Here is a 15,705-nt window from a genome sequence, read left to right as displayed (position 1 = left end):
TGGGGGGATCTGTTGCTCACGTCTGTCTTCATCGCTGCCGTTTCTCTGGCGCTCTTCTGGATGGCGGCCTTCACCCTGTGGTGGCAGATGCACGCGTGGCGTACGCCCGAAGTGCTCGCTTCCACCCGCTTCAGCAGTCCGGACGGGGGTGAGAGCCTCTCCTTCTCGCTGCTGCTGCCCGCGCGGCACGAGCAGGCGGTGCTCGACCACACCATCCAGCGGCTGCTGGAATCCAGCCACGCCGACTTCGAGATCATCGTCATCGTGGGGCACGACGATCCGGAGACCACCGAGGTGGCCCGGAGTGCCGAGGCGCGCGATCCACGTGTCCGTGTCGTCGTCGACCACCACGAGAAGAAGAACAAGCCGAAGGCCATGAACACGGCACTGCCGCACTGCCGCGGCGATGTGGTCGGGGTCTTCGACGCCGAGGACCAGGTCCATCCGGAGCTGCTCGCCCATGTCGACCACGCGTTCCGCACGACGGAGGCGGACGTGGTCCAGGGCGGAGTGCAGCTCATCAACTTCCACTCCAGCTGGTACAGCCTGCGCAACTGCCTGGAGTACTTCTTCTGGTTCCGCTCACGCCTTCATCTGCACGCGCAGAAGGGGTTCATCCCGCTCGGCGGCAACACCGTCTTCGTGCGGACGACGGTCCTGCGGGAAGCGGACGGCTGGGACCCCGACTGCCTTGCCGAGGACTGCGATCTGGGCGTACGGCTGTCCAGTGTCGGCAAGAAGGTCGTCGTCGCGTACGACTCCGACATGGTGACCAAGGAGGAGACACCCGGCTCCCTGATGTCGCTGCTCAAGCAGCGCACCCGGTGGAACCAGGGCTTCCTCCAGGTCTACCGCAAGGGCGACTGGAAGCAACTGCCGGGCTTCGGACAGCGGTTGCTCGCCCGCTACACGCTGATGACGCCGTATCTCCAGGCGGTCTCCGGGGTGATCATCCCGCTCAACGTCGCGGTCGCGCTCTTCCTGGACGTGCCCGTCGGGATCGCCTTCATCACGTTCCTGCCGGCCGTGACCGCTCTGGTCACCTTCGTGTTCGAGCTCGTCGGACTGCACGACTTCGGCAAGCAGTACGGGCTCCGGGTCCGCCCCGTGCACTACCTGAAGCTCGTCGTCGGCGGTCCCTTCTATCAGGTACTGCTCGCGGGTGCCGCCGTGCGCGCCGTCTGGCGCGAACAACGGGGCCGCAAAGACTGGGAGTTGACCAGTCATGTCGGCGCGCATCTCACCGAAGTGATCCGAGAGGACGTTCCTGCGTGACCTCCACCCTTCCCGCGGCGACCACACCCAAGGTCCCCGCGCAGCGGCCCCGTGCGCCCAAAATCGTCCCGCCGGCCCTTCCGGACCCGCGCTTTCGCAGCTCGCGCTCCGACCTGGTCCTGTGCGCGGTCCTGCTCGCGGCGATCCTCGTCGTGCAGGGCTGGAACATCGCCGCCTACCCGACCCTCAGCGACGACGAGGGCACCTACCTCGCCCAGGCCTGGGCCGTCCAGCAGGGCAAGGGCCTCGCCCACTACACCTACTGGTACGACCACCCGCCGCTCGGCTGGATACAGATAGCCCTGCTGACCTGGATACCCGCGCACATCAGTCCCTCGCTCATGACGGTCGGCTCGATGCGTTCCGCGATGCTCGTGGTCAGCGCGGTGAGCGCCGTCCTGCTGTACGTCCTCGCGCGCCGGCTGTCGCTGCCGCGGTGGGCGGCCGGCCTCGCGATGGTCCTCTTCGGGCTCTCCCCGCTCTCGGTCGTGCTCCAGCGGGAGATCTTCCTCGACAACATCGCGGTGATGTGGACTCTGCTCGCGTTCTGCCTGGCCGCGTCGCCGAGCCGTCATCTGTGGCACCACTTCGGCGCGGGCCTCGCGGCCGCCGCCGCCGTGCTGACCAAGGAGACGATGCTCGTCATCCTGCCCGCGCTGTTCGTCACGATGTGGCGGCACAGTCATCGCGACACCCGCAAGTTCGCGCTCACCGGCGCCGTCACCGCGTGTGTGCTGATCGGCGCCGCGTACCCGCTCTTCGCCCTGCTCAAGGGCGAGTTGCTCCCCGGCGGCGGACACGTCTCGCTCTGGGAGGGCATCACCTACCAGATGAGCCGCCCCGGCTCCGGCTTCATCCTGGAGGGGGGTTCCGGCTCCTACGGGGTGCTGCACTCCTGGCTGTACTACGACCGGGTCCTGCCGCTCGGCGGGCTCGCGGGCGCCCTGCTGCTCCTGGTCACCCTCCGCTGGTCGGTGACCGCGCGCGCCCTGGCCGGACCGGCGCTCACCGTGGCGATCCTCGCCCTGGTGGCCATGCGCCCGAACGGCTACCTGCCCGCGATGTACGTCATCCAGGCGCTCCCCTTCCTCGCCCTCGTCCTCGCCGGAGGCACCGCGAGCGTCGCCCACGCCGTGCTGCGCAGACGGCGGACCGACGGCGAGCGGACGTATGTGACATGGGGGCGGCGCGGGCTGGCCGCGGTGCTGGTGGTGGCCGCCGGCGCCTATGTCGTGCCCCACTGGTACGACGGTGACCGCACGGCCGTGACCGCCGATGCCAACGCCCCCTACCGGGCGGCCTCTTCGTGGCTGAGAACCGAGGTGAAGGACCCGCGGGACACCCGGGTCCTGGTCGACGACGCGCTCTGGCTCGACCTCGTGCACGACGGCTACCGGCCGGGCCTCGGCGCCATCTGGTTCTACAAGGCCGATCTCGACCCCGCGGTCACCAGGACGATGCCGCGCGGCTGGAAGGACATCGACTACGTGGTCGCCTCGCCGACCGTACGGCGCGACGCGGTCGACCTGCCCAACGTGAAGGCCGCGATCGAGCACTCCACTCCCGTCGCCACCTTCGGCAGGGGCGAGGACCGCATCGAGATACGGCGGATCGACGACGGCGGCGCCGCCGACCACACCACCAACACAGCCCTTTCCGGAGGCAGTCGATGAGCAGCTTCGAGAGCACTGTCCCGGACGAACTGGGCGATCCGGCGGTACGCGGCGCCGAGGTCCCGGAACCCGGTGCCGTCACCATCGTCGTACCGACCTTCAACGAGTCGGCGAACATACGGCAGTTGCTGCACCAGATAACCGAGTCCGTGCCGGCCCGGCTGCCCTGCGAGGTCGTCTTCGTGGACGACTCCACGGACGACACCCCCGAGGTGATCTCCGAGGTCGCGCGGGACTGCCCGTTCCCGGTGACCCTGCTGCACCGCGAGGTGCCCGAGGGCGGGCTCGGCGGCGCGGTCGTCGAGGGGCTGAAGGCGGCGACCTCCCAGTGGATCGTCGTCATGGACGGCGACTGCCAGCATCCGCCGTCCCTGATACCGGAGTTGGTCGCGTCCGGAGAGCGCGCGAACGCGGGCCTCGTGGTCGCCAGCCGGTACATCAAGGGCGGCAGCCGGGAGGGACTCGCGGGCGGCTACCGGATCGCGGTGTCGCGCGGCGCGACCTGGCTGACCAAGACGCTGTTCCCGCGCAGGCTGCGGGGCATCAGCGACCCGATGAGCGGGTTCTTCGCGATCCGCCGCAGCGCGGTCACCGCCGAGGTCCTGCGGCCGCTCGGCTACAAGATCCTGCTCGAACTCGCCGTGCGCAGCAGGCCCCGCCAGGTCACCGAGGTGCCCTTCGTCTTCCAGGACCGCTTCGCGGGCGAGTCCAAGTCGAGCGCGCGGGAGGGCTTCAGGTTCCTGCGCCACCTCGTCGGGCTGCGCACCGCCTCACCGGTCGCCCGCATGGTGGTCTTCGGGCTGATCGGCGCCACCGGCTTCGTGCCGAACCTGCTCGGCCTGTACGCGCTCACGGCCGCCGGACTGCACTACCTGCCGGCGGAGATCCTCGCCAACCAGCTCGGCGTGGCCTGGAACTTCCTGCTCATCGAGCATCTGCTGTTCCGCGAGCGCCGCAAGCACCGGGGCCGGTGGGACCGGACGGGCCGGTTCGCGCTGCTCGCCAACGCCGATCTGGTGCTGCGCATCCCGCTGATCGCGTTCTTCGTCCACCGGTTCGGCATGGGGGCCCTGTCCGCCACGGCACTGGCCCTGGTGACGACGTTCGTTCTGCGCTTCGCGGGGACCGAGGCGCTGGTCTATCTGCCGCGTCGCGGCAGCCGGAGCGGGCGCGAGAGCCGCACAGCGAGGAGTATCAGGTGAAATTCCGGGTGAGACCACGACGGAGAACCACCCTGCTGGCCGTGACGGGCCTCGCCGCCGGGCTGCTGCTCGTGTCACCGCAGCCCGCGTCCGCCGTCAACCTCGTCACGAACCCGGGCTTCGAGACCGCCGGTACGGACGGCATGCCGTCCTGCTGGGAGAAGTCCGGCTGGGGCGACAACGACTTCAGCTTCGCGACCGTGACCGACGCCCATTCCGGCTCCAAGGCCATGAAGGTCACGGTGACCCGCCGGGTCGACGGCGACCGCAAGGCGCTGATCACCGAGTCCACCGCGTGCGCGCCGGTGGTCACCGCGGGCAAGCAGTACGACCTCGGGCTGTACTACAAGACGACGACCCCCGACGCGGCGATCACGCTGTTCCGGCACGACACGACGGCGGGCTGGCAGTACTGGACCGACCTCAAGACCCTGGACATGGCGGCGGCCTGGACGCAGGCGACGGTGCGCACCCCGGCCGTCCCGGCGGGCACAGACCGCATCACCTGGGGCGTCTCGGTGTACGGCACGGGTTCGGCGACCACCGACGACTACACGATGGAACAGGTCTCCGATCCCGTTCCGCCGGCCACCTGTACGGGCACGGCCGACGAGTGCGCGAACGGGAAGTGGACGGTCCTGCCCACCCAGAACCCGGTCCGTTCCATGCACTCCGTCGTGCTCAACAACGGCAAGGTGCTGCTGATCGCGGGCTCCGGGAACAGCGAGGAGAACTTCGACGCCGGCACGTTCACGTCGGCGGTGTACGACCCGGCGACCGGCTCGTACAAGGTGATCCCCACGCCCAAGGACATGTTCTGCGCCGGGCACGTCCAGCTCGCCGACGGGCGGGTGCTGGTGATGAGCGGCAACAAGGCCTTCCCGGTCGCGGGCGGGCACGGGTACGAGGGGTACAAGGACTCGTACATCTTCGACCCGGTCACCGAGACGTACAGCAAGACGAACGACCTGAACGACGGCCACTGGTATCCGTCCGCCACCGAGCTGGGCAACGGCGACATCATCTCGTTCGGCGGGCTGCGCGAGGACTCGTCCGGTTCGGTGACCGCGGAGCGCTTCTCGAACGCCCAGCAGCAGTGGCTGCCGCTGTGGCAGGTCAACCAGACGTGGTCGTTCTGGGGTCTGTACCCGTCGATGATCCTGATGCAGGACGGCCGGCTCTTCTACTCGGGCAGCCATGTCTTCGGCAACGGCACCCCGGGCACCGGCTCGGCGGTCTACGACTACGACGCCAACACCACGACCGCGGTCCCCGGCCTGCAGAACAAGGACCAGCGCGACCAGTCCGCGAGCGTGCTGCTGCCTCCCGCGCAGGACCAGAAGGTCCTGACCGTCGGCGGCGGCAACATCGACTCGAACCCGGACGCGGGCCGGCTCACCGACATCATCGATCTCAAGGCCGCCAGCCCGGCCTACACGGTGGGCCCGCAGATCCCGCAGGGCACGGTGGACCTCGGCAACGGCAAGGTGGCCGAGACCGGCGCCCAGGGCAAGATGTACGTCTCCGCCGTCCTGCTGCCCGACGGCAAGGTCCTGGAGACGGGCGGCGGACTGCACAACCGCGCCAACCCGGTCTACGAGGCGTCGATCTTCGACCCCGCGACCACCACCTTCGACCCGGTGGCCGCCGACCCGGAGGCCCGCGGCTACCACTCCTCGGCGTTCCTGCTGCCCGACGGCCGGGTGATGGCCACCGGCGACAACCCGGGCAACGGCACCTGGAACCACGACGTGTCCGTCTACACCCCGCCGTACCTCCTCAAGGGCGCGCGCCCGGCGATCACTTCGGTGATCGACAACGAGTGGGTGTACGGGGACACCCAGCGCATCACGGTCGACCGGCCCATCGTGAAGGCGGAGTTGATCCGGCCCGCCGCGGTGACGCACTCGTCCGATCCCAACCAGCGGTTCGTGGACCTGCCGCTGAGCGTGGACGGCAACAACGTCGACCTCAATGTGACGAGCAACCCCAATATGGCGCCGCCCGGCTGGTACATGCTCTTCGCCGTGGACGCCAACGGCGTTCCCTCGGTGGCCAAGTGGGTGCATCTCCAGGGCCCGTCAGCGCTCGCCACCGACACCGCCTCGGCGCACGTCCACTCCTTCGCCGACTCCCTGACGGGCACTGTCACGGAGCCGGGAAAGAAGCGGACCTCGCAGAAGGTGTCCACCACCATCTCCGGCTGCGACCGCCACTACGGCACGATCAACGTCTGCGTGCCGACGGTCTTCCCGGACGGGGTGAAGAAGACGGCGGTCTCCCGCTGCGCGTGGCTGAAGAAGAACGACTACGGGCGCCTCAGGATCAACGGCGAGGACGATCCCCTCGGGCTCGACCCCAGCGGGGACGGACTGGCCTGCGGGGCGAAGGATCTGATCAGGCGTTAGGCCGACGCGGTCGGGCCCGGACACCGTCCGGGCCTGATCTGTCAGCCGTCCGACTCCGACCTGTCAGCCGTCCGACGGCGACTCGTCAGCCGTCCGACGGCGACCCGCCGGCCTCCGGAATCAGCCGCCGGACGTCGCGACCACCGGATTCTCAGCCGCCGAACTCCGCCAGGGCGCGCTCCACGACGGTCTCCAGCCGGTCGTGGTGCGCGCCCCTCCAGTAGGCGCGCCCGCACTCGGCGCACTGTGCGAAGACGTCGTACGACCGCTCGGTGCCGCTCTCCAACTGGTCCGCGACCTGCTCCTTGGTGGCCTCGCGGAGCAGGCCGTTGCACGCGGTGCAGCGCGTCCAGGGCTTCAGCTCGGGCGCGAACCGGCCAAGGATGTCACGGAGTTGGTCGTCGGGCTGGGTGCTGTAGACGAAGCCGCCCGCCCACAGCTCGCGGCGCCGCAGCAGGCCGCGGTCGCGGCTGAGGAGCACCCGCCGCTCGGCCGCCGAACGGGCGGCGAGAGCGGGGTCGCCGATGTCGGTGGACTCGTACGCCGTGTCGACGCCGAGCAGGCGCATCCGGCGGGCGAGGGTGCCGAGGTGCACGTCGAGGAGGAAGCGGAGCGGGGCGCCCGGGACCCGCTGCGGGCGTTCGACCGCGCGGACCCGCACGGATTCGTCCGCCACCGGGATGTGCGAGAAGGGCACCTCGCGCCCGTCCACGACCAGGGCGCCGACCTCCGTCAGCGGGACGCCGAGCGACTCGACGACATGACCGAGGGTGGAGGAGCCGTCGGTGCCGACGGGGGTGACTCCGGCGCGGCGGGCGTGCGGGACGAACAGCCCCAGTTCGGGGGCGAATTCGATGTGGATCTCCGGTCCGTTCACGCGGTCAGGATGTCATGCGGGGTGTGCCCCCGGCCTCCGGGTTTCGCGGCGGCAGACCGTGCTCCATGACGTTCACGGCGCGCTCGACGAGGTCGGCGAAGTCGTCCCCCTGGCCGGTCTCGGCCCAGTACAGGGAGGTCTCCACGAGACCGCCGATCAGGGACATCGCGAAGACCCGGACCTCCAGGCTGTCCGGGTCCCGGCCGGAGCGCTCGCCGATGGCCCGGCTCAGCAGCCGCCCGGTGACGGACATGCTCTCCATCATCCGGGAACGCACCGCGGGGACCTCGACCATCAGGCGCGTCCGGAGCCGGGTGATCTCGGGGTCCTCGGAGCTGCTGACACCGATGGCCTTCCTGATCACATGGCGCAGGGACTCGAACCACGGCTCGTCCGCGGGGCGCTCGCGCAGTTCCTGTTCCAGCAGCGGGTCGTACTCGTCCGTGAGGACGATGTCCTCCTTGGTCGGGAAGTAGCGGAACACCGTGGACGGGGAGACCTCGGCCGCCTCCGCGATCTGCTCGATCGTCGTCGCGTCGTATCCCTGTTCCGCGATCAGCCGGTACGTCGCCTCGCGGATCGCGATGCGGGTCTTGATCTTCTTCCGCTCGCGGAGCCCCGGCTGGGGCTCCGCGGCGGGAGGGGAACTCTGTGCGGTGGCGGCCATGGGTCCTATTGTCCGGCATCCGCCGGGGCCGGGGCCATGGCGGTGTCCTCCTTCGGCGCCGGGGCGGGCTGTCGGGGGCCGGGCAGCAGGGCCGCCGCCAGCAGCGCGGTGACCAGCGCCGCGACCCCGCTGACGAGCAGGACCAGGTCCATGCCGTGGATGTACGCGGCGTTCGCGGAGGCGGCGAGCGCGGGGTCGCCGAGCCGGTCGGCGACCACGTGGGCGCCGACCACCGAGTCGCCGGCGACCTCGGCGGCGGCACGCGGCAGCGCGGAGGTGTCGAGCCGGTCGGTGTACGTGGTCGCCAGCAGGGAGCCGAGCAGGGCGATACCGATCGCGCTGCCCACCTGGCGCACCGTCATCAGCAGCCCGGAGCCGCTGCCGGCCCGGTCGCCGGGGAGGGCGCCGAGGGCGGTGGACATCGCGGGCACCACGGCGAAGCCGAAGCCGAGCCCGGTGACGGACAGCCACAGGGCGGTGGCGCCGTACCCGTCGTGGACGCTCGTACGGCTGCCCAGGAACGCGGCGAAGGCGAGGAGGACGAGACCCGCGCTGATCACCGCGCGCGCCCCGAAGCGGGTGACCAGCGGCTGCGCTCCCCGGGAGGCGATCAGCAGTCCGCCCATCATCGGCAGCATCCGCACCCCGGTCGCGAGCGCGTCGTGGCCGAGCACCGCCTGGAGGTACTGCGGCAGCACGAACATCAGGCCGGACAGGACGAACATGACGAGCGTCGCGGCGAGCGTGTTGAGCAGGAAGCCGCGCCGGCCGAGCAGGGAGAGATCCAGCATCGGGCGGGGACTGCGGCGTTCGCGGACGACGAGCAGCGCGATCAGGACGACGGAGAGGGCGAAGCAGCCGAGGACGAGCGGGTCGCCCCAGCCGCGGGCCGGGGCCTTGATGATGCCGTAGACCAGGACGCTGAGGCCGACCGCGGTGAGCCCGGTGGAGACGGCGTCGACCCTGGGCGAGGCGGGGTCCCGGGTCTCGGGGAGCAGGAAGACGCAGGCGGTGATGCCGATGGCGGCCATCGGCACGTTGACCAGGAAGACCGAACCCCACCAGAAGTGGTTCAGCAGCCAGCCGCCGATGATCGGGCCGAGCGGCAGGCCGAGGGCCGAGGCGGCGGCGACGGCCCCGACCGCCTTGGTGCGCTCGTCGGGTCCGAACAGCGAGGGCAGCACGGCGAGCGCGAGCGGCATCACCAGCGCGCCGCCGACACCCATCAGGGCCCGGGCGACGATCACCCAGGTGACGTCGTCGACGAGGGAGCCGGCCAGTGAGCCGGCGAGGAAGACGCCGAGGCCCGTGATGAGCATCCGGCGCCGTCCGAAGCGGTCGCCGAGCAGGCCGGCCGGGAGCATCAGCGAGGCGAAGACGACGACGTAGGCGTCCGCCATCCACTGCTGCTGACCGGTGGACGCGCCGAGGTCCCGGGCCATCGTCGGCAGCGCCACGTTCAGGATCGTCATGTCGAAGCCGAGCACGAGCATGCTCGCGACCAGGGCCCCGAGGGCCCACCAACGGCGGGGGTCGCGCCGAACGGCGCTGTCTTGCGTGAGAGTCACCATGAAATGAGAGTAACTCTCAAAAGATGGTTACAGTCAATCAAGTGAGGCTTTCAGCTAGGGGGAGCGCGTGTCGTCGCGAGGGAGGGGGTGTCGTCGCGCCGAACGCATGGCGGCCGGAAACGCGCAGTGGCCGCGGCTCGGAAGCCGCGGCCACTGCAGAAGGGGGAGTCGAGTCGGGAGGGACGGTCAGCCGTGCTGGTAGGCCACCAGCGAGATGCCGACGTAGTGCACGATGAACGCGGCGAGGGTCAGGGAGTGGAAGACCTCGTGGAATCCGAACCAGCGCGGTGACGGGTTGGGCCGCTTGATTCCGTAGATCACGCCGCCCGCGCTGTAGAGCAGGCCGCCGACGATGACCAGGACGAGGACGGCGATGCCGCCCGTGCGCATGAAGTCGGGAAGGAAGAAGACGGCCGCCCAGCCCATCGCGATGTAGCAGGGCGTGTAGAGCCAGCGTGGCGCGCCGACCCAGAAGACCCGGAAGACGATGCCCGCCGCCGCGGCGGCCCAGATGCTCCACAGGAGCCACTGCCCCTTGGCCTCCGGCAGCAGCAGCATCGTCAGCGGGGTGTAGGTGCCCGCGATGATCAGGAAGATGTTCGCGTGGTCGAGTCTGCGCAGGATGCCGTCCATCCGCGGACTCCAGTCGCCGCGGTGGTAGAGGGCGCTCACCCCGAACAGAAGGCAGGCCGTCAGGGCGAAGACTCCGCAGGCGATACGGCCGCGGGTCGAGTCCGCCAGGGCGGTGAGGACCAGTCCGGAGACGAGGGCGGCCGGGAACATGCCGAGGTGTAGCCAGCCGCGGAGCTTGGGCTTGATCTCTTCCGACAGGGAGTGCGCGACGGAGACGTGGCCGGCGGCCGGCGTGTCCGTGGGCGCGTCGGGGACGGGCGCAGTCATGGGGCGAATCGTACCTACGGAACCGTAAGTTACGTGTCAATCCAGCGTAAGCGAACCGCAATAGTGGCCATGATCTCACGCGGTCGGCGGGTGTCGTCGGGGTACTCGCGGTGAACCCGGGGCGAGCGGGGGGAAACCCTCCGGCGAGTGGCGATCCTCACTCCGCTCAGGTGTGAGGCCCTCTGGACATATGCGCGACTCGGTCGGATCATCAAATGAGTGCGGTCGGCACCGGATGAGCGCGAGGGGTTCCATCACCGTGACGCATCCGGGTCGCAGCCCCCATGGGGCATGACAACAAACCCCTCATTTAGGAGCAATCGTGGCGCGCGACATCGCGGCTCCCGTCCCGACCAACCACAAAGAACTGATCTCGTGGGTCAACGAGATCGCCGAACTGACCGAGCCGGACAGTGTGGTCTGGTGTGACGGATCCGAGGCCGAGTACGAGCGACTGAGCGAGGAGCTCGTCCGCAAGGGCACCTTCAAGAAGCTCGACCCGATCAAGCGCCCCAACTCCTACTACGCCGCTTCCGACCCGACCGATGTCGCGCGGGTCGAGGACCGGACGTTCATCTGCTCCGAGAAGGAGGAGGACGCGGGCCCGACCAACCACTGGAAGGCCCCCGCCGAGATGCGGGCCATCTTTACCGGAGAAGGAAACAGCTTCTCCGGTGAGCAGGGCGTCTTCCGCGGCTCGATGCGGGGCCGGACGATGTACGTCGTCCCGTTCTGCATGGGCCCCCTCGGCTCGGACCTCTCCGCGATCGGCGTCGAGATCACCGACTCCGCCTACGTCGCCGTGTCCATGCGCACCATGACCCGCATGGGACAGCCCGTCCTGGACGAACTCGGCACCGACGGATTCTTCGTGCGTGCAGTGCACACGCTCGGAGCGCCGCTGGCCGAGGGCGAGGCGGACGTGCCGTGGCCCTGCAACTCCACGAAGTACATCTCGCACTTCCCCGAGACCCGCGAGATCTGGTCGTACGGCTCCGGCTACGGCGGCAACGCGCTGCTCGGCAAGAAGTGCTACGCCCTGCGCATAGCGTCCGTGATGGCGCGCGACGAGGGCTGGCTCGCCGAGCACATGCTGATCCTCAAGCTGACCCCGCCGCACGGCGAGTCGAAGTACGTCGCCGCCGCCTTCCCGAGCGCCTGCGGCAAGACCAACCTCGCCATGCTGGAGCCCACGATCTCCGGCTGGACGGTCGAGACCATCGGTGACGACATCGCCTGGATGCGCTTCGGCGAGGACGGCCAGCTGTACGCGATCAACCCCGAGGCCGGCTTCTTCGGTGTCGCCCCCGGTACCGGTGAGCACACCAACGCCAACGCGATGAAGACGCTGTGGGGCAACTCCGTCTTCACCAACGTCGCGCTCACCGACGACAACGACATCTGGTGGGAGGGCATGACGGAGGAGACTCCGGCACACCTGACCGACTGGAAGGGCAACGACTGGACGCCGGAGTCCGCCACGCCCGCCGCGCACCCCAACGCCCGCTTCACGACGCCCGCCGCGCAGTGCCCGATCATCGCGCCCGAGTGGGAGGACCCCAAGGGCGTGCCGATCTCGGCGATCCTCTTCGGCGGCCGCCGCGCCTCGGCCGTGCCGCTGGTGACGGAGTCCTTCGACTGGAACCACGGTGTCTTCCTCGGCGCGAACGTCGCCTCCGAGAAGACCGCCGCCGCCGAGGGCAAGGTCGGCGAGCTGCGCCGCGACCCCTTCGCCATGCTGCCGTTCTGCGGCTACAACATGGGCGACTACATGGGCCACTGGGTCGACGTCGCCAAGGACAAGGACCAGGCGAAGCTCCCGAAGATCTACTACGTGAACTGGTTCCGCAAGAACGACGCGGGCAAGTTCGTGTGGCCCGGCTTCGGCGAGAACAGCCGTGTCCTGAAGTGGATCGTCGAGCGCCTCGACGGCAAGGCCGAGGGCGTCGAGACCCCGATCGGCATCCTGCCGACCCGCGAGGCCCTCGACACCGACGGTCTCGAACTGGCCGACGCCGACCTCGACTTCCTGCTCACGGTCGACAAGGAGGTCTGGCGCGAGGAGGCCGCCCTGGTCCCCGAGCACCTCAACACCTTCGGCGAGCACACGCCGACGGAGCTGTGGGACGAGTACCGCGCCCTGGTGCAGCGCCTGGGCTGACGCCCCCCGTGACTCCGCGGCCGACCCGAGTTGCCCTGACCTGCGACCGTTGCCGCGGTCGGCCGCGGTGACAGCACCCCGCCGGGGCTTCGCGCACAGCCGCGCGGAGCCCCGGCTTTTTTCGTCCACTGCGCCCCGCCCGTGCCGGAACGGCTGAAAAAGCGCCGATTTCGGGGGACACTCCTGACATCCAGCCGTGGACCCCGAAATGAGGTGGGCGGGGTGCGTACGCCTGTCAGTGACCCCATGAAGATCGGTCCGTACCGCATCGTGGGCCGGCTCGGCTCCGGTGGCATGGGATGGGTGTACCTCGGCCGCTCGCCCGCCGGGCGCGAGGTCGCGGTGAAGGTGGTGCGGCCCGAACTGGCCGCGGAGAGCGAGTTCCGGGAGCGCTTCGCGCGCGAGGTCGCGGCGGCACGCGTGGTCAGCGGCGCGTACACCGCCGCCGTCGTCGACGCCGACACCGAGGCCGAACTCCCCTGGCTGGCCACGCTGTACGTGCCCGGCCCCTCGCTCGCCGAGGCGGTCCAGACCGACGGCCCGCTGCCCGAGCCGCAGGTACGACGGCTCGGCGCGGGCCTGGTCGAGGCGCTCCAGGCCATCCACGCGGCCCGCGTCGTGCACCGGGACCTCAAACCGGCGAACGTGCTCCTCGCCTCCGACGGGCCGCGCGTCATCGACTTCGGGATCTCCCGGGTGGACGGCGCCCCGGGCCTCACCCAGGTCGGCGTCGTCGTCGGCACCCCGCCCTTCATGTCGCCCGAGCAGATCAAGGGGGCCGCGGTGGGCCCGCCGAGCGATGTCTTCTCCCTCGGCGGGGTTCTCGTGTACGCGCTCACCGGACGGCCGCCGCACGGCAGCGGAGAGGCGGTGCGCTACCGGGTCGTCCTCGCCGAGCCCGAACTCGACGGCTTGGCGGGGCCGATGCGGGAGCTGGTCGCGCGCTGTCTGGCGAAGCGGCCCGAGGACCGGCCCCGGCTGGAGGAACTCCTCGCGGGGTTGCTGGAGGAGGAGCCCCGGCAGGCCGTCTGGCCGCCGCCCACGGTGGCCCACAGCATCAAGGTGCGCACCCGGGATCTGATGAAGCGCCGCAAGGAGAGCACCAGCGTGTCCGTACCCTCCTGTCTGCTGTCGCACGCCCAGGCGCTGCTCGACGCCGGGCTGACCGACGCGATGGTCGCCGAGGCGGTGGGCCGTGGCGACGCCTGAGTCCTTTCCCGGCCGCGGTCACGAGATCCTCGAAATCGGCACGCACTGGCGGCGGTTGGTGCAGAACTGGGTGACCAGACGGAATTTCCACACGGCCACCGACACCGTTTCCGTCTCCATGCGATTCGACCTCGAGGAAACAGGCCGCACGGTAACCGTGCGATTCATGACGACCAAGAGGCTGCTGGTCGCTTTCGCGACCGACGGGCATTTCCTGCGCCAGGACCAACTGGCCGTCGCCGCGGCCGCGTCGAACGCGTGGAATACCGAACAACTGCACCCCATGCTGTCCGTCTGGGACGTGCGGGGACCGCGTCCCTGTCTCGCGGGAGTGTGCGACCTTCCCCTGACCTGTCGTATCACGCAAACAGATTTCGATGCTTTGGCCAGTGATTGGGTGGAGCGGGCGAGACAAATGTTCACCCGATGCCATCAGGTGTTCGAGTTGTAGAAGTGATGCCCGCCGTGTTCCTCAAACCCTTTCGGGCGCCCGCCGTTTTCCGCCACTATGGGCGAGTGCCTTTCACGGCCACGGGGGTGTTTCTTAGGGCCACGGGGGGTCTTCATGCGGCGTCGGCTTTCCTTCTTCATGCTGTGCGGACTCCTGGTCGTGCTCGCTCCGGCGGCGCGGGCGGTCGCCGGGTCGTGCGGCGCGACTTTCGGGGAACACCTCAAGTGCTGGTCGCGGTCGATCGGTGAGGGGACGGTTCACGTCACCCTCGACCGGCCGCTGCTGTTCGACGGCAGCGCCGAGAGCCACAAGGACTTCGAGAAGGCCCTGTTGGGCGGGCGCGCGAGACTCGTGGTCGAGGTACCGAAGGGCGTCCACACCGGACGGGGCGGAACGGCACTCCTCGTGCTGGCGGACCGGAGGGCCAGGCTCGTCGCGAGGGACGCCACGATAGACCCGCTGCCCCGGCAGGCCGTGGACGAGCTGGCCGCCCTCGGTGCCTGCGACCCCGGGAACGAGAAGGACCCGTGCGCCCGGCTCGGCAAGGGCGAGTCGCTGAGCGGCGGTGAGTTCGTCGACCTGGGCATGGCCGTCGACCTGTCCCGGCACGCGTACGGCGTCGACGGCACCCCGGGCGAGCCGTCCGCCACCTCGACCCCCACCGAGACCGACTCCGGCAAGGCGAGCCAAGGGCAGGGACAAGGACAGGGACAGGGACAGGGACAGGGGCAAGGACAGGGGCAGGAGACCGGGAACGCCGGTGTCCCCGGCAACCTCGGCCCGGGATCCGACGCCGGTTCCGACGCGGGCGCCGGTTCCGGCTGGGACACCGCCACCCAGGTGCTCGCCGTCCTCTGCGCCGTGCTCGTCCTCCTCCTCGGCCTGCTCCTCTTCCTGATCCGCCGTTCCGCCCGCGCCGTCGCCGTCGGCACCCTGTCCCGGCGATCGCTCGCCGTGCCGGGCGTCGGCGCCGTGCCGGCCGCCGCGGCGCCCCGCCCGCGCACCCGGGCCCCCGACGAGGCCACCACCCGGCTCCGGGTCACACCGACAACCCGCAGCCACGGACGGCGGGTCGGCAACGTACCGGGCCCCGCCCGGCCCGCCGTCGTCCGCACCGAACTGCACCCGCAGGGCTACGTCGAGATCGACCACGTGCTGTACCGGGCGGTGTGGGCCGAGCCGGGCCGCCCACCGCCCGCGCCCGGCGGACTCGTCGATGTCACCGAGGCGGGGGAGCGGGACTCCGACGTCCTCTACGCCTTCCCGCCGACGGCCGGACGGCACGCCAAAGCCGGCCGGCCCTGAGACCAG

Annotated in this window: 12 protein-coding genes; 8 read left to right on the top strand and 4 right to left on the bottom strand. The window is 70.1% G+C overall.

What is annotated here, in order from left to right; all coding sequences use genetic code 11:
- Positions 1–12 precede the first annotated feature (12 nt).
- The 4 genes from ACFYW8_RS15595 to ACFYW8_RS15580 all read left to right on the top strand — a co-directional run bounded on the left by ACFYW8_RS15595 (position 13) and on the right by ACFYW8_RS15580 (position 6,558).
- Positions 13–1,275 (top strand): glycosyltransferase, encoded by a 1,263-nt coding sequence (locus tag ACFYW8_RS15595; protein WP_389073786.1) that lies wholly within the window; start codon positions 13–15, stop codon positions 1,273–1,275.
- The gene (locus tag ACFYW8_RS15590) at positions 1,272–2,948 is read left to right on the top strand and encodes an ArnT family glycosyltransferase (RefSeq protein ID WP_389073781.1); all 1,677 of its coding nucleotides are present in this window, start codon (positions 1,272–1,274) and stop codon (positions 2,946–2,948) included. Before ACFYW8_RS15595 ends, ACFYW8_RS15590 begins: the two co-directional genes overlap by 4 nt.
- On the top strand, positions 2,945–4,150 hold the full coding sequence (locus ACFYW8_RS15585) for a glycosyltransferase family 2 protein (RefSeq protein WP_365877863.1): 1,206 nt from the start codon (positions 2,945–2,947) through the stop codon (positions 4,148–4,150). Before ACFYW8_RS15590 ends, ACFYW8_RS15585 begins: the two co-directional genes overlap by 4 nt.
- 143 nt (positions 4,151–4,293) lie before the next feature.
- Positions 4,294–6,558, top strand: coding sequence for a galactose oxidase-like domain-containing protein (locus tag ACFYW8_RS15580; protein ID WP_389074034.1), 2,265 nt, complete (start codon positions 4,294–4,296; stop codon positions 6,556–6,558).
- Positions 6,559–6,709: 151 nt separating this feature from the next.
- On the opposite strand, the gene ACFYW8_RS15575 is transcribed toward ACFYW8_RS15580, so the two are convergent.
- From ACFYW8_RS15575 to ACFYW8_RS15560, 4 genes are all read right to left on the bottom strand, one after another.
- Positions 6,710–7,435 (bottom strand): Mut7-C RNAse domain-containing protein, encoded by a 726-nt coding sequence (locus ACFYW8_RS15575; RefSeq protein WP_389073775.1) that lies wholly within the window; start codon positions 7,433–7,435, stop codon positions 6,710–6,712.
- 4 nt (positions 7,436–7,439) lie between these two features.
- Entirely contained in the window at positions 7,440–8,102 is a 663-nt protein-coding gene (locus ACFYW8_RS15570) for a TetR family transcriptional regulator (protein ID WP_365877867.1), read from the bottom strand.
- A gap of 5 nt (positions 8,103–8,107) precedes the next feature.
- A complete protein-coding gene (locus ACFYW8_RS15565) occupies positions 8,108–9,673 on the bottom strand; it encodes an MFS transporter (protein WP_389073769.1) in 1,566 nt (521 codons plus the stop codon).
- A 186-nt stretch (positions 9,674–9,859) separates the two neighbouring features.
- Positions 9,860–10,573, bottom strand: coding sequence for a hemolysin III family protein (locus tag ACFYW8_RS15560; RefSeq protein WP_355847522.1), 714 nt, complete (start codon positions 10,571–10,573; stop codon positions 9,860–9,862).
- A 322-nt stretch (positions 10,574–10,895) separates the two neighbouring features.
- On the opposite strand from ACFYW8_RS15560, the gene ACFYW8_RS15555 reads away from it, so the two are divergent.
- The 4 genes from ACFYW8_RS15555 (at position 10,896) to ACFYW8_RS15540 (ending at position 15,699) form a co-directional block, all read left to right on the top strand.
- A complete protein-coding gene (locus ACFYW8_RS15555; protein WP_389073763.1) occupies positions 10,896–12,734 on the top strand; it encodes a phosphoenolpyruvate carboxykinase (GTP) in 1,839 nt (612 codons plus the stop codon).
- Between the two features lie 246 nt (positions 12,735–12,980).
- A complete protein-coding gene (locus ACFYW8_RS15550; RefSeq protein WP_365877874.1) occupies positions 12,981–13,943 on the top strand; it encodes a serine/threonine-protein kinase in 963 nt (320 codons plus the stop codon).
- Positions 13,930–14,394: a hypothetical protein gene (locus ACFYW8_RS15545; RefSeq protein ID WP_365877876.1), complete on the top strand. Its 465-nt coding sequence runs from the start codon at positions 13,930–13,932 to the stop codon at positions 14,392–14,394. Before ACFYW8_RS15550 ends, ACFYW8_RS15545 begins: the two co-directional genes overlap by 14 nt.
- A 114-nt stretch (positions 14,395–14,508) precedes the next feature.
- The gene (locus ACFYW8_RS15540; RefSeq protein ID WP_389073754.1) at positions 14,509–15,699 is read left to right on the top strand and encodes a hypothetical protein; all 1,191 of its coding nucleotides are present in this window, start codon (positions 14,509–14,511) and stop codon (positions 15,697–15,699) included.
- Positions 15,700–15,705: the final 6 nt, after the last annotated feature.

The sequence above is a fragment of the Streptomyces sp. NPDC002742 genome (assembly GCF_042888885.1).
Taxonomy (GTDB): Bacteria; Actinomycetota; Actinomycetes; order Streptomycetales; family Streptomycetaceae; genus Streptomyces.
The sequence above is the reverse complement of the archived record's forward strand: the minus strand, read 5'-3'. Positions and strand labels throughout refer to the sequence as shown.

Excerpts from the sequence above, each read along its gene's own strand:
- ACFYW8_RS15585 (WP_365877863.1), top strand. The coding sequence starts at position 2,945 with ATGAGCAGCTTCGAGAGCACTGTCCCGGACGAACTGGGCGATCCGGCG.
- ACFYW8_RS15580 (WP_389074034.1), top strand. The coding sequence starts at position 4,294 with ATGCCGTCCTGCTGGGAGAAGTCCGGCTGGGGCGACAACGACTTCAGC.
- ACFYW8_RS15570 (WP_365877867.1), bottom strand. The coding sequence starts at position 8,102 with ATGGCCGCCACCGCACAGAGTTCCCCTCCCGCCGCGGAGCCCCAGCCG.
- ACFYW8_RS15565 (WP_389073769.1), bottom strand. The coding sequence starts at position 9,673 with ATGGTGACTCTCACGCAAGACAGCGCCGTTCGGCGCGACCCCCGCCGT.
- ACFYW8_RS15560 (WP_355847522.1), bottom strand. The coding sequence starts at position 10,573 with ATGACTGCGCCCGTCCCCGACGCGCCCACGGACACGCCGGCCGCCGGC.
- ACFYW8_RS15550 (WP_365877874.1), top strand. The coding sequence starts at position 12,981 with ATGAAGATCGGTCCGTACCGCATCGTGGGCCGGCTCGGCTCCGGTGGC.
- ACFYW8_RS15540 (WP_389073754.1), top strand. The coding sequence starts at position 14,509 with ATGCGGCGTCGGCTTTCCTTCTTCATGCTGTGCGGACTCCTGGTCGTG.